This window comes from Pseudoalteromonas sp. MER144-MNA-CIBAN-0113 (assembly GCF_040308965.1).
In the GTDB taxonomy this organism is placed as follows: Bacteria; Pseudomonadota; Gammaproteobacteria; order Enterobacterales; family Alteromonadaceae; genus Pseudoalteromonas; species Pseudoalteromonas tetraodonis.
In genome coordinates this window covers 1-13,305 of the sequence record NZ_JBEOOG010000050.1, presented here as the reverse complement: position 1 = coordinate 13,305, position 13,305 = coordinate 1, and the positions used below count along the sequence as shown (strand labels likewise).

Annotated in this window: 12 protein-coding genes and 1 pseudogene; 10 read left to right on the top strand and 3 right to left on the bottom strand. The window is 39.1% G+C overall.

Features of this window, described 5'->3' with window-relative positions; translation table 11 throughout:
- Positions 1-112: 112 nt before the first annotated feature.
- Positions 113-2,482 (bottom strand): bifunctional diguanylate cyclase/phosphodiesterase, encoded by a 2,370-nt coding sequence (locus AAEY57_RS13085; RefSeq protein ID WP_016900410.1) that lies wholly within the window; start codon positions 2,480-2,482, stop codon positions 113-115.
- A 207-nt stretch (positions 2,483-2,689) separates the two neighbouring features.
- Here AAEY57_RS13085 and pyrC point away from each other — a divergent pair, with 207 nt between their 5' ends.
- The 9 genes from pyrC (at position 2,690) to AAEY57_RS13040 (ending at position 11,282) form a co-directional block, all read left to right on the top strand.
- Positions 2,690-3,730: a dihydroorotase gene (pyrC, locus tag AAEY57_RS13080; RefSeq protein ID WP_013465206.1), complete on the top strand. Its 1,041-nt coding sequence runs from the start codon at positions 2,690-2,692 to the stop codon at positions 3,728-3,730.
- 421 nt (positions 3,731-4,151) lie between these two features.
- Positions 4,152-4,355 (top strand): cold-shock protein, encoded by a 204-nt coding sequence (locus AAEY57_RS13075; protein WP_004588138.1) that lies wholly within the window; start codon positions 4,152-4,154, stop codon positions 4,353-4,355.
- Positions 4,356-5,210: 855 nt separating this feature from the next.
- Positions 5,211-5,981, top strand: a complete 771-nt coding sequence (locus AAEY57_RS13070; protein ID WP_013465204.1) for a DUF3450 domain-containing protein — start codon at positions 5,211-5,213, stop codon at positions 5,979-5,981.
- A gap of 6 nt (positions 5,982-5,987) precedes the next feature.
- Entirely contained in the window at positions 5,988-7,352 is a 1,365-nt protein-coding gene (locus tag AAEY57_RS13065; RefSeq protein ID WP_013465203.1) for a MotA/TolQ/ExbB proton channel family protein, read from the top strand.
- Positions 7,352-7,876, top strand: coding sequence for a MotA/TolQ/ExbB proton channel family protein (locus tag AAEY57_RS13060; RefSeq protein WP_008109346.1), 525 nt, complete (start codon positions 7,352-7,354; stop codon positions 7,874-7,876). Before AAEY57_RS13065 ends, AAEY57_RS13060 begins: the two co-directional genes overlap by 1 nt.
- Positions 7,877-7,890: 14 nt before the next feature.
- Positions 7,891-8,295 carry an ExbD/TolR family protein gene (locus AAEY57_RS13055; protein ID WP_006792384.1) on the top strand — a complete coding sequence of 135 codons (405 nt, stop codon included), beginning with the start codon at positions 7,891-7,893 and terminating at the stop codon, positions 8,293-8,295.
- Entirely contained in the window at positions 8,295-8,906 is a 612-nt protein-coding gene (locus tag AAEY57_RS13050; protein WP_350608042.1) for an energy transducer TonB, read from the top strand. The genes AAEY57_RS13055 and AAEY57_RS13050 overlap by 1 nt, the downstream gene beginning before the upstream one ends.
- 11 nt (positions 8,907-8,917) lie before the next feature.
- Positions 8,918-10,177, top strand: coding sequence for a tetratricopeptide repeat protein (locus tag AAEY57_RS13045; RefSeq protein ID WP_024602972.1), 1,260 nt, complete (start codon positions 8,918-8,920; stop codon positions 10,175-10,177).
- A gap of 61 nt (positions 10,178-10,238) precedes the next feature.
- Positions 10,239-11,282: a hypothetical protein gene (locus AAEY57_RS13040; protein ID WP_013465199.1), complete on the top strand. Its 1,044-nt coding sequence runs from the start codon at positions 10,239-10,241 to the stop codon at positions 11,280-11,282.
- A 14-nt stretch (positions 11,283-11,296) separates the two neighbouring features.
- Here the strand turns inward: AAEY57_RS13040 and AAEY57_RS13035 are convergent, their stop codons facing one another.
- Complete coding sequence (locus AAEY57_RS13035) at positions 11,297-11,623, bottom strand: TraR/DksA family transcriptional regulator (protein ID WP_013465198.1); 327 nt, start codon at positions 11,621-11,623, stop codon at positions 11,297-11,299.
- Positions 11,624-11,682: 59 nt separating this feature from the next.
- Positions 11,683-12,663, bottom strand: coding sequence for a tRNA-dihydrouridine synthase (locus AAEY57_RS13030; protein ID WP_008466224.1), 981 nt, complete (start codon positions 12,661-12,663; stop codon positions 11,683-11,685).
- A 188-nt stretch (positions 12,664-12,851) separates the two neighbouring features.
- On the opposite strand from AAEY57_RS13030, the pseudogene AAEY57_RS13025 reads away from it, so the two are divergent.
- Positions 12,852-13,127 (top strand): annotated as a pseudogene (locus AAEY57_RS13025) (HvfA family oxazolone/thioamide-modified RiPP metallophore); the annotation flags it as partial.
- Positions 13,128-13,305: the final 178 nt, after the last annotated feature.

Sequence of the window (13,305 nt, the reverse complement as noted above, 5' to 3'; positions counted from 1 at the left end):
GTTATAAGGCAGATTGTAAAAAGCTGTAAAGTGACGTTGCATGAGTTAGTGTTGGCAAAAGCGTAAAAGTAATTACTGTGATTTTTAAAAGCCAGCAAACCTGGCTTATTAATTAAAGAGGGCTATGTATTAGTAAAATAGCTTCTTTTGCTGTAACAGGTTTAGACTTTAAAAAGCCTTGGCCATAATCACATTGGGTTTTTTGCAAAATAGCGAGTTGTTCAGGGCTTTCTATCCCTTCTGCTATAACAATAAGATCTAATGAAATGGCTAAGGTTAAAATAGCATCAATCAATGGATTGGCTGTGGTTTTTAAATTATCGATAAAGCTTTTATCAATTTTAAGGACATGAATAGGCAGTTGATGCAAGTAACCAAGGGCAGAGTAACCGGTGCCAAAGTCATCTAAACAGAGCAATACTTTTAAAGGCGATAATCCTTGAATAATTTGTGTTGCTAACTCTAAATTTTCAATCAATCCCGATTCGGTTATTTCTAGACATAATGAGCCTAAAGGTAGTTGATGTTTTTTGTAGATTGCATGAAGCTGATCCACAAACTCTAAACTTGCGAAGTGGCGAGATGAAACATTAACCGTAACGCGTAAAAAACGATGCCCTTGTTGTTGCCATAAAGCGATATGCTGTGCTGCAAGGTCGAGCAAATGCAAATCTAAATTGATAATCTGCCCCGTTTTTTCTGCAATAGGGATAAAGTCACCTGGCGATACAAACCCTTTTCGTGGGTGATGCCAACGTACTAAAGCTTCAAACCCCATAACGTCACTGCTAGTAATGTTAAAAATAGGCTGAAAATACAGTTCAAACTCATCATGCTCAATACCGTGTTGTAAATCATTTTCAAGGTCGGCATGTGTTTTTAACTTGTTACGCATGACATTATTAAAAAACTTAACTTGGCCACGCCCTGATGATTTTGCTTCGTACATAGCCGCGTCTGATTGCTGTAATAAAACAAATGCTTCATCGTTTACATTATCGCTAAATGCAACGCCAATACTGGTAGAGGGTTGCAGTAAATGACCATCAATATCAATGGGATCTGACAGGGCGGTTTTTATTCGAGCGAGGGCATCGTTTACTTGGTCACGATGACTGAGATTTTCCATAAAAATAGCAAACTCATCGCCACCTAAGCGAGAAAAGGTATCAGTATTGCGAACGGTTTGAGTAATCAATTTACAAATAGCAATTAAAAAATGGTCACCTACTTCATGGCCTAACGAATCATTAATACTTTTGAAGCGATCAAAATCAAGGTAGAGCAGAGCATGAAAAGTCCCTTTTTTAGCGCGATTCAAGCGTAAAATTGCATGCTTCATTCTTTCTATTAGTAACGAACGATTGGCAAGCCCTGTTAGTTCATCATGCAGTGCTTTGTGCTCGAGTTCTTGGCGAGCTAAATGCCTGTCTATAACCATACTTATTTGTCGGCTCACATACGTCAACAGCGAGCTATCATGTTCGTTGTAGTAATGTTGCTTGTCATAGCTTTGTACGACAATAACGCCACTCATGCGCTCATTAACTTTATATGGCACACCAAGCCAAGAGTCTGCTAGTTCACCGACCAATTTAAAGTGGCCTTGCTCTATATAGTGTCGGTATTGCTCTTTATTAAGCAGTAAAGGGCGCTCGTTAATTAATAAATAGTAAGAGGCTGTTTCTTTTAACTGATCTTTTGAAATAATTTTATGCGTGTTTGTTTGTACACCGCCTTCAACGGTATAGACAAAATCTAGAACATCTTCTTTTTTATCATACAAAGCAATAAAAAAGTTACTTGCATTAAGAAGGCTATCAATAATCACATGCAGCGATTTAAAAAAGGTATCTAAATTTTGTGCTTTATAGGTTAAGTTAGCTATTTGCAGTAGGCTACTTTCTAATTTTTGCGCATTATTAAGTTGCCGAACGGTATCTTGCAAGCTGTTGACGGTATTCACTTGATTTATTTTTGCGCTTAGTAAGTGGGCAACGGTAGTTAAAATTTCTAAATGTGAACTGGTAAAGTAATTTTTTATTGGGTGTTCACAGTCAATTACGCCGAGTACTTTATCTTTATATATTAAAGGCACACACAGCTCTGATTGCGCAGGGCGCTCATCAGCAATGTAGCGGCTGTCTTTAGTTACATCGCCTATTATTAAAGCTTGCCCAGTTGATGCAGCATAGCCCGTTATCCCCTCATTAAAGCGGATTAACTTTCGTTCTGACTGATAACTAGTGTGTTCGCTTTCAATACCCATAGACGCTACTTGATTTAGCGTAGATTGGCTGTCATCGGCTAAATAAATCACGCAGTCGACAAATCCAAGTCGATTAACAACTTGTGTGGTGACATAACTAAAGAGCGCTTCTAACGTATTCAGTTGCAATAAACTTGAGGAGAACTGATTGATTATACTCAATTGATCCGTTTTAGTTTCGAGCGCTTTAGTAGTATCGATAGTGTTCGACATAGGCAACGAAGGTAGGCCTTATAATTATTATTAAAGGTACATACGTTAACCTAATATTAACCTTTCTACAAAATAAAACGATAAATGAGAAGCGTGAAGTGTAAAGTTTACTTTATATATAGTATCTAAGGATTATTTTTTAATAAGGTCTTTACTCGAAAACCCCATATGCCTATGATCAGTTAACTTAAGCATTAGGATTTTACGATGACGAGCAAAATGACAACTCTAACGATTACTAGGCCCGATGATTGGCATGTACATTTACGCGACGGGGATCAGCTAAAAGATACAGTACGTGATATCAGTCGTTATATGGGCCGAGCGATCATTATGCCAAACCTAGTACCGCCAGCCACGTGTACTGAAACCGCATTATCGTACCGAGAGCGCATTATGGCAGCGAAACCTCAAGGGCAGTTTGAGCCACTAATGGTACTTTATCTTACTGATAAAACGACACCAGAAGAGATAAAAAAGGCAAAAGCAACGGGTAAAATATTTGCAGCTAAATTGTACCCAGCGGGTGCAACCACAAATTCAGATTCTGGCGTAACATCGGTTAAAAATATTTATCCGGTGTTAAAAGCAATGCAAGAAGTTGGCATGCTGTTACTCGTCCACGGTGAAGTAACCGACTCGTCTATTGATATATTTGATCGTGAAAAAGTGTTTTTAGAGACTATTTTAGGCGATGTTGTCGCTGACTTCCCTGAGCTTAAAATTGTTCTTGAACACATAACAACGAAAGATGCGGTAGAATTTGTAGAAAGTGCCTCTGATAACGTAGCAGCTACAATTACTGCGCATCATTTACTATACAACCGTAACCATATGTTAGCAGGGGGCATTCGCCCACATTATTATTGCTTACCTATATTAAAGCGAAACATTCATCAGCAAGCACTTATGGCGGCGGCAACGAGTGGCAATAAAAAATTCTTTTTAGGCACTGATTCAGCGCCACATTATAAAGATAAAAAAGAAGCTGCATGCGGTTGTGCAGGTGCATACACTGCACATGCTGCTATTGAACTTTATGCTGAAGCTTTTGAAGAGGCTGGTGCGCTTGACAAGTTAGAGGGCTTTGCAAGCCATTTTGGTCCAGATTTTTATGGCTTAGCGCGTAACACCGACACTATTACCTTAGAAAAATCGCCTTGGACAGTGCCGGCAAGCTACTCGCTAGGTGACTCTGAAGTAGTACCAATCAAAGCTGAGAGCGTTATCGACTGGCAAGTTAAATAGTTAATATTTAAACACTAAACTTTAAACCACCTTAAATTCAAGGTGGTTTTTTTATTTTAAGTGGCTAAAAAATATACTGATAAAAACTATTTTAAAGCAATTGTAATCTGTTTATAAAAAATACAATATTTTGTTTGTTATTTTCTATAAAAATTAAAAGGTTACACCGTAGTTAGTAAAACAATGAAACTTCAAAAATAAATCCTAATTAATAGAGCTAAAAAAATTTTAATGTGTTAATCTTAACTGGCTTTGAGTTTTTGCGTATTGAATTACGGTATTGTGCTGCGTTTAAGGTTACCGGTTTGGTTATTACTTCTTCCTGTACTATCACCTCCAGTTTTTTGGGCATTGACTCAGGGAGGATATTGCCATAATTATATGGCTGAATTTTAATTATTGACTTACAGGAAAATTTAGTATGTCGGTTACTGGTAAAGTAAAATTTTTCAACGAAGCTAAAGGCTTTGGTTTCATTGAACAAGAAAATGGTCCTGACGTGTTTGTACATTTCAGCGCAATCACTGGTTCTGGTTTTCGCACTCTTAGCGAAGGTCAAGCAGTGACTTTCAGCATCAAGCAAGGTCAAAAAGGCCCTGAAGCTGAGAACGTAGAAGTAGCATAATTTATTATGTGAACCTAAGTTCATCGTGGTGAAACACTAACCTGTTTCACCATAATTCTTAAATAATTATCAACTCTATTTTTAATCTCTCTGTATTGCCTTTCATTTCTGATATCCGTTATTCATATTTTTAACCCCGATATACCAAATTAAACGTAAACCTTTATGCACTAGTCCGTTGTTGGTCAATGATCACCTAGCGATTTAAATTTAGTCTACTGCTTGATGTGAGTTTAATTATATTGAGTTCATAAAAGTGCGTAAGATTGATATTTCTCCATGGAAAAATATAAAAAATCGGCAGGATATTAATGATCAGTAGAAACAAAAAACACAGGTGTTAATAAAAATGATTCTTTGTAATCTATTTCCCCTCCTTTGTATTGCTTTTTAGATAATCGGCACGTCCTTATTACTATGCGACGAATGCGCGAATAATAACGATTAGCTGTATTTTTAGCTTAAAAAGTCTCAAAAACCACTAAAAAAGAATATTCGGGACAGAAAATAAGCTTATTTTTAATTTTTTTTCAGCCACGATTAAGTTAATTTTAAATGTTATATTTTTGTTTACTTTAACTAGGTGGTTTATCAGTATTCTTACTATATCTGGCTTTGCTGAAATTGCATTTGTCACGTTAGTTACGATAATGTTAATTTTTTTGTGTGAGCCCTTTAAATATCTTACAAACAAGCTGATTTATTTATAGGTTATGCGAAACATGAAGTTGACATGACTTAATGCATTTAGCATTATTGGTAAGTTGATATCTATTAAAAGATATCAGGGTTGACTTCCCCTTGCGGGTTGATAATTAAATTATAAAAGTAACATTACTTAATTGGTTGGGAACTATGTCTGTTAAAATCAGAAAGAGTCTTGTAGCAACTGCGTTGGTTGGCGCTTTTGCATTTGCAAGCAGCAATGTGATTGCAGATCCTTTGAATGACGTGCAAAAAGCAGGTCAAACAATTCAAAAGGCTGCGGTTAAGTCTCAAACTAAAATTGACAATGTATATGGTCAAACTCAGGAGCTAATCGCTGAGTACCGTAGCATCGTTGATGAGACTGAACTTATGAAAGTGTACAACGATCACGTAGCACGTTTGGTCGCTGACCAAAATGCGTCTATCGCATCGTTCGATCGTCAAATCGCGACTATCGATAACACTAAACAAAACGTTGTGCCTTTGATGTATCGCATGATCGATACGCTTGAGCAATTCATCAAAGCGGACGTTCCATTTAACCTTGAAACACGTCTTGGACGTGTTGAAAGATTACGTGAGATCATGGCATCTGCATCTGTAACAACGTCTGAGAAGTTCCGTCAGGTACTTGAAGCGTACACTGTTGAAACAGCATACAGTTCAGCTGTAACTGCTTCTCAAGGTACTTTAGATGTTGATGGTCGTAGCATTAACGTTGATATCGGTCGTTTAGGTCGTATCACTTATGTAGCGCAATCATTCGATCTAAAACACGCTTGGGTGTGGGATAACAACACTAAACAGTGGAAAGAATTAGGTGAAGAATACCTAAAGCCTGTTAAAGAAGTGATCCGTATGGCGCGTAAGCAAGCGACACTAGAACTTGTTAAACTACCAATTTTTGGCGCGGAGTAATCAATAATGAAGAAACTATTTAAAGGTTTTGCTGTTGCAGCAGTACTGTCTGTTTCTGCCGGTACCGCGCTTAATGCACATGCAAATACTGATGCTTTAGATAAAATTCTTGAGCAAGTAAAGCAAGAGCGTATTTCTGAAGGGAAAATCAATAAGCAACGTGAACAAGAGTTCTTATCAGATCGTGCTGATAAGCAAGCGTTACTTAACAAAGCGAAAAGCCAATTAGCTGCTGAAAAAGCACGTGGTGATCGTCTTAGCAAAGAATATGCACAAAACGAAAATACTTTAGCGGAAAAAGAGCAAGCTCTTCAAAACGCGCAAGGTACGTTAGGTGAAATGTTTGGTGTTGTTCGTCGTGCAGCAGCTGACGCGATTGGTTCAATTGAAGCATCTTTAGTAAGTGCTGAAAAACCAGGTCGTGCTGAAGTACTTCGTTCATTAGCTGCGGCTAAAGAACTTCCAACAGTTCGTGAACTAGAAGAACTTTGGATTTCACTTCAAACAGAAATGACTGAGTCAGCTAAAGTTTCAACGTTTGAAACTGAAGTTGCAGGTCTTGACGGTAACCCGTCAATGAAAAAAGTAACACGTATCGGTAACTTCAACTTAGTTACAGACGATGGCTACTTAATCTACTCACCAGAGACTAAGTCTATACAGCCTCTAGGTAAGCAACCTGACAGCTATATCTTAAAAGGTATTTCTGATCTAGAAGGTACTTCAGCTGATAACTACGCTGGCGTATACGTGGATCCTACACGTGGTGCAATCTTACGTATCAACACGCAGAAGAAGTCTCTTATGGAGTACTACGAGCAAGGTGCTGAAGTTGGTTACATCATCACCGTATTGCTTGCTGTAGGTCTTTTAATCTTCTTAGTACGTTTCGTTGATTTAGCGCTTACTACTTCTAAGATCAAAGCTCAGCTTAAGAACTTGTCTACACCGAATACAAACAACCCATTGGGTCGTATTCTTAAAGTGTACTCTGACAACAAAAATCAAGATGTTGAAAACCTTGAGCTTAAACTTGATGAAGCGATTCTACGTGAAACGCCACGCATCGAAGCGGGTATTAACATCATCAAGATCCTTGCTGCTATCGCACCATTACTAGGTCTACTAGGTACGGTAATCGGTATGATCCTAACGTTCCAAACAATCACATTGTTCGGTACGGGCGATCCGAAGATCATGGCTGGTAACATCTCTCTAGCACTTGTAACTACAGCGCTAGGTCTAATTGCAGCACTACCACTTATCCTACTTCATTCAATTGTTGCAGGTCGTAGTAAGTCGGTACTACATATCCTTGATGAGCAAAGCGCGGGTATCATCGCGACTCACGCGGAGAAGGAGAAAGCCTAATGCTAGTCCTGATGGAGATCTGGGAATCTATCAGGGATTTTGTTGGCACAGGCGGCCAGGTTTTATACGTGGTCGCGATAGCACTCTTTCTTATGTGGGTTTTAATGATTGAGCGCTATTGGTTCTTACTTGCTGAGTTTCCTCGTTTAACGAAGGAAATTGTAGCTAAGTGGGATGCCCGCCAAGACACTACGTCTTGGTACGCACACAGAATCCGTGAAGCATGGATTTCTGAAGCGTCTGAAAAATTAGATCAGCGTATGTTGTTGATTAAAACATTAGTAGCTATATGTCCTTTAATAGGCTTACTTGGTACTGTTACGGGTATGATCGCGGTTTTTGAAACGATGGCAACCCAAGGTACAGGTAATGCACGTTTAATGGCATCAGGCATATCAATGGCAACAATCCCAACAATGGCTGGAATGGTTGCGGCACTATCTGGGGTATTCTTTAGCTCACGCCTTGAGGCAAGAGCGAGAATGGTGAAAGCCAAGCTTGTAGATAGTATGCCTCATCACTAGAGAGAGAATTAAATATGGCACGTAAACAACGTTTTCGTGAAGAAGAAGAAGCAGCGGTAGATATGACGCCAATGCTTGACATCGTATTTATCATGCTTATTTTCTTTATCGTAACTACATCGTTCGTTAAAGAGGCTGGTATCGAGGTCAATAAACCAAAAGCTGCCCAAGCTACGAAGCAAAAAAATGCTAACATTTTTATTGCAATTCGTAGTGACGGTGCAATCTGGATTGATAAACAGCAAGTTGATGTTGAACGTGTTTCAGCAAAAATCGAAAGTTTATTAGCAGAACAACCTACTGATGTTGTAATTTTGCAAGCTGATAAAGAAGCAAAACACGGCACAGTGGTTAAAGTGATGGACCAGATTAAAGCGACGGGTGATAACCTGAGAATTTCAATAGCTGGAGATCAGTAATGATTCGTTTTCTGTTTTCACTGATTGCAGGTGGGGCAGTTACTTTCGGCTTGTTCTACTTCATGGCATACCTCATCTCTGGTGGGGCTGACCGTAATACGGAACAAAAAGAGCAGATCATAGTCGAAATTATGACGAATCCGCCTGAATCTAAGGTGCAGGAGAGGAAGCGTGTACCGCCTCCGCCACCGCCAAAGCAGCCGCCTAAACCGCAGCCGCCACAGCCGGAAAATAGCAACCCAAATACTGGTGGCTTGTCATTTAATATGCCAAGTATCGATGTGGGAAGCACGGCCGGTGGACTAAGTGGTCCAGGTGCATTTGGACGAGATGGTGATGCGACACCTATCGTTCGTATTGAACCAAAATATCCAACACAAGCAGCACGTGATGGTAAAGAAGGTTGGGTTCAACTTTCGTTCACAATTGATGAGTTAGGTGGCGTGATTGACGTTGATGTTATCGACGCAGATCCAAAACGTATCTTTGACCGTGAAGCTAAACGTGCATTGCGTAAGTGGAAATACCGTCCTAAGATCATTGACGGGAAACCACAAAAGCAAGTTGGTTTACAAGTTCAACTAGACTTTAAACTTAACCAAGGCAACTAAGGAGGCGAGTAATGAGAAATTTTTCTAAAGTAACTGCACTTGCAATTCTTATGTCTGTGTCAGGTGCATCATTAACTGCACCTGTTTTAGCGGCGCCAGATTACGCAAAGATTGAAGAGCGTAAGAAAGCAAAAACTAAAATCATGGGCGAACGTACTGGTAAAAAAGTAATTAAAGCGTTTGATTTGTATAACGAAGATGATGTTGATGGTGCAATAGCGTTATTGAAAGAGTTAGAACCGTCTAATGACTTTGATAAAGCAACTGTTAATCGTTACTTAGGCAGCATGTACGCTCAAAAAGAGCAATACAAAGTTGCAATTAAGTATATGAAAGCAGCGATTGCACCTGATGTATTGAACTTTGCTGATCAGGCTCAAGGTTTAAAAACCTTGGGCGATATGTATGCGGGTACTGAACAATACAGTGCTGCCAAGCAAGCATATTCTGATTGGATGGACTTCACAGGTGAAGAGGACCCGAAAGTTTACACTCGTATTGCGCAAGCAAGCTATGAGCTTAAACAATTTGATCAGGTTCTTGAACCGGCAAACAAAGCAATTAAGTTATCTGAAGAGCCAAATAAAGCTCCTTATCAACTTAAATTAGCTGCCTATTTTGAGAAAAAGCAATATCAAGATATGGTTAAAGTTGCAGAAGAAATTGTTCGTGTATGGCCTGAAGACAAAAAGTCTTGGGTAGGTTTAGGTAAGTATTATTTACAAACCGAAGACTACCAAAAAGGTCTAGCAACTATGGAAGTTGCATACAAGAATGGTTACTTCGAAAACGAAGTTGAATACAAAGTACTGGCTAACTTTTATTCTTTAAACGAAATTCCTTACAAAGCAGCAGTAACGCTTGAAAAGGCTGTTAAAGAAGAGAAAGTAAAACGCACTAAGCAAAATATTAGCGCGATTGCTAGTAACTACCATCGTTCGAAAGATATAGAGAAAGCTGCTAAGTATTACGAAGAAGCTGCTAAATTTGATGACGACGCTGAGCTTTACCGCAAAGCAGGTTCATTACTTTTACAATCTGAAAAATTCAGCGCTGCTGTTGTTCGTTTGAACAAAGCATTAGAGCTTGGCTCTGATAAAAAAGGCACTATTTATTCAGATTTAGCTGAAGCGTTTTACTACCAAGGTAAGTATAAGCAAGCTTATGCTGCTATTACTAAAGCCATGGACGACCCAAGCACACGTAGGTTTGCTAAAGGTTGGGCTACATATATTAAAGATAAAGCCGCTCGCAACGGTGTTAAAATTTAGTATTTAATGTACTCTAGTATTTTTAAAAAGCCCCATTGGGGCTTTTTTTATTGGGATTGACATGAAAAAAACGCCTATTATTTCACTGCTATTTTGTTTGCTATTAACGTCTTGCTCTAAGCCTACGGATATATTTTCATCTTATGAAGAAGCGCAAAGCGCGTTAATATCACTTAATACGGCTTTAAGTGCGCAGCCGAATTCACAGGTTACACAGCTCAGTAATGAGCAGCTCCCTTTTACAGATGCTTATTTAGAGCGTCGCCACGCTATTTATCAGCAGCTAATGCAAATGCAGTTATCAGCAGAGCAAACCAATCAGGTTAATTATTTAGTTATTGCTGAGCGATTCCCAGAGCGCTATTTTGCATGGCCTGCACAAACAAATGTTTTGGCTAATATGCTCACTATGGCGAAAAATGATGCCCAGTATAAAAATATTGAGCAATGGTTAAGGTTTGTAAAATCTCAGCTAGAAGCTGCCGAGCAAAGTAATTTAAAGCTAAATAAAGTTGAACATAGTTATTTAAAAAAGTACGTGCAACAAGCCATAAATCGCACTAACACACCGGTTGAACTTAATGCAGCGTTGAGTGAGTTAAACAATTATTTGGCGGACTATAAGCCAAGAGGCAGCATTGGTTTATCAGGCCTTGCTAATGGCAGTCAGTGGTATCAAAGTAAATTAAATTATTTTGCAAATGCTGTGCTCTCACCGCTTGAGTGGCTAAGTCGTATTGATAGCAAATTCAAATCAATGCAGAGTCAAAAACAGCAAACAACGGTAGAAGCCTCAAATGCCTCACAGCTTACCACATTACTTTTAACTGATTCGAAAATAGCGGGTTTAGACTGGTTAACGGGTTATACGCTATTACCTCTGAGGGCTAACGCTTCACAATTAGAACCAGCCGATGAATTGCTCTATATGGCTATGATGGAAACTGATCTAGGGGTGCATTATCACGCTTGGACATTGTCACAAGCACGCTTAAATTTACTTAAACGATTAAACATAAGTGAAGAGGAAGCGACTTTATTAGTTGAAGATATTCTTTTTTATCCAGGGCAAGCGTTTAGTTTTGCTCCACAACTACTTAATTAAACTTTAGTGCGCTATTAACTAGCGCACTGATCACATCGCTGCGCTGCAGGGTCTTGCTCCAAGCGCTGCGCTGATATTTTTTCCTCACAGTCACAACAGTAACCATACTGGCCAATGTCAATTTGGCTTATTGCCGCTTCAAGCTTATTCATACGCTCAATCAAGGGATTATACTCGGTGCCTAATTGCTGAGCTGCTATATCAAGCCACTCTTCATTTGAGGTACGGGTTAGTATACAAAGCAAATTTTGATGTGTAGGGTGTGTAGATTGTGATAGCAAGCCTAATATAGTCGCTTTAACACTTTCAATTTCATCGTTTAGTCGTTGCTGATGATGCATTAGCAGTATAACCCTTAAATTAGTCCTCAGTGATACTGCTATTATCTAGTTAGATTATCTTAGATGTTATGATTTGTATCAAATTGTGGCGCTTTCGCATACTTCTTTAACACTTCGGCTACTTCATCCTTGGCTTTTAAACGACGAATTTCATCAAATAATAGTCCTGCTTGTGGATATTGGCGTTTTAAATAACCAAGCCATTGTTTTGTTCGAGATGCAAAGTATTTAGTATCTTTGCTTGCTGTTTGGTGCATAGATGAATGAATAATATGGTGTAAAATATTTTCCCATGTCAGTTCACTGTAGCTTTCTTTATTAACCTGCGCTTTAATTTTTCTTGCTAGATCAGGATGTGAAAGCGCGCCACGACCAATCATTAAGTCAGTGCAACCGCTGCGCTTTTGGCATAAAAGGGCATCTTCTACCTGCCAAATCTCCCCATTGGCGACCACTGCAATTTTTTTATCTTTGACCAAAGGAGGGATTTTTTCCCAATAGGCGGGTGGATTGTAGCCATCGCGTTTAGTACGTGCATGTATAGCAATGCTGTTAGCACCAGCGCTAACAACGGCATCGACAATTTCTTGGCTGTTACTATCATCATCAAAACCTAAGCGAATTTTAGCACTTACTTCATGCTCATCATCAACGGCATCCCTTACCGTTTTTATAATCGAGTACATATGATCTGGATCTTTGAGTAATACAGCACCGCCTTTGCTTTTATTGACAGTTTTTGCTGGGCAACCAAAGTTTAAATCAACACCATGAGAGCCTAAGCCAATTGCTTTTACAGCATTTTCTGCTAACACGTCGGCTACTTGGCCTAATAACTGAATGCGAACTGGAGTACCACTACGAGTGAGCCCCGCATTTTTAAGTTCAGGGCAATAACGGTGAAATACTTTATCTGGAAGGCAAGTATCTACAACACGGATAAATTCGGTCACACAAAGATCGAAGCCACCTATGTCGGTGAGTAGTTGGCGCATTTTAAAGTCAACGACACCTTCCATCGGTGCTAAAACAAGTTTCATAGTGTGATTAATTTATTACTGAAAAAGAGCGCCAGTTTACCTGTAAATCATAAATTGATAAAACGCTTATTAGGGTTTATAGTTAGTTTACTAAGTTATTTTTGAAAAAATAGATAATGTGAAAGTTTTTAGTTTTATGCAGGTCTACTTGTATAATGATGTTCAACAAGTTTAGAAGGTAATAAAAAATGAATACAATAAAGAAAAATTCAATTGCATTAACACTCGGCGCAGTGGTTGTTGGCAGTGCAAGTATGGCCAGTGCAGATGTACAAGCCAACCCATTTGAATTTCAACAAATGGTAGCTGGTTATCAATTAGACGCTGGTGAAGGCAAGTGCGGCGAAGGTAAATGCGGCGGTGATGCTAAGGCCAAAAAAGAAGGCAAGTGCGGCGAAGGTAAATGCGGCGGTGATGCTAAGGCTAAAAAAGAAGGCAAGTGCGGCGAAGGTAAATGTGGTGGTAGCCACTAAACTTTTCTTTTTCAGATAAGTGAGAGGGCCATTAGGCCCTTTTTATTTTCAGCCCCTAAACCACCTACTTCAGTAGGTGGTTATCATCAAATGGCTTTGCCTGTAAAAAGTACTCATGTTAATTCCTTAGTTGATTTTTAGCGAAGTCACAAAAGGAAAAAACATGAGT

Excerpts from the sequence above, each read along its gene's own strand:
- AAEY57_RS13085 (WP_016900410.1), bottom strand. The coding sequence starts at position 2,482 with ATGTCGAACACTATCGATACTACTAAAGCGCTCGAAACTAAAACGGAT.
- pyrC (WP_013465206.1), top strand. The coding sequence starts at position 2,690 with ATGACGAGCAAAATGACAACTCTAACGATTACTAGGCCCGATGATTGG.
- AAEY57_RS13075 (WP_004588138.1), top strand. The coding sequence starts at position 4,152 with ATGTCGGTTACTGGTAAAGTAAAATTTTTCAACGAAGCTAAAGGCTTT.
- AAEY57_RS13070 (WP_013465204.1), top strand. The coding sequence starts at position 5,211 with ATGTCTGTTAAAATCAGAAAGAGTCTTGTAGCAACTGCGTTGGTTGGC.
- AAEY57_RS13065 (WP_013465203.1), top strand. The coding sequence starts at position 5,988 with ATGAAGAAACTATTTAAAGGTTTTGCTGTTGCAGCAGTACTGTCTGTT.
- AAEY57_RS13060 (WP_008109346.1), top strand. The coding sequence starts at position 7,352 with ATGCTAGTCCTGATGGAGATCTGGGAATCTATCAGGGATTTTGTTGGC.
- AAEY57_RS13055 (WP_006792384.1), top strand. The coding sequence starts at position 7,891 with ATGGCACGTAAACAACGTTTTCGTGAAGAAGAAGAAGCAGCGGTAGAT.
- AAEY57_RS13050 (WP_350608042.1), top strand. The coding sequence starts at position 8,295 with ATGATTCGTTTTCTGTTTTCACTGATTGCAGGTGGGGCAGTTACTTTC.
- AAEY57_RS13045 (WP_024602972.1), top strand. The coding sequence starts at position 8,918 with ATGAGAAATTTTTCTAAAGTAACTGCACTTGCAATTCTTATGTCTGTG.
- AAEY57_RS13040 (WP_013465199.1), top strand. The coding sequence starts at position 10,239 with ATGAAAAAAACGCCTATTATTTCACTGCTATTTTGTTTGCTATTAACG.
- AAEY57_RS13035 (WP_013465198.1), bottom strand. The coding sequence starts at position 11,623 with ATGCATCATCAGCAACGACTAAACGATGAAATTGAAAGTGTTAAAGCG.
- AAEY57_RS13030 (WP_008466224.1), bottom strand. The coding sequence starts at position 12,663 with ATGAAACTTGTTTTAGCACCGATGGAAGGTGTCGTTGACTTTAAAATG.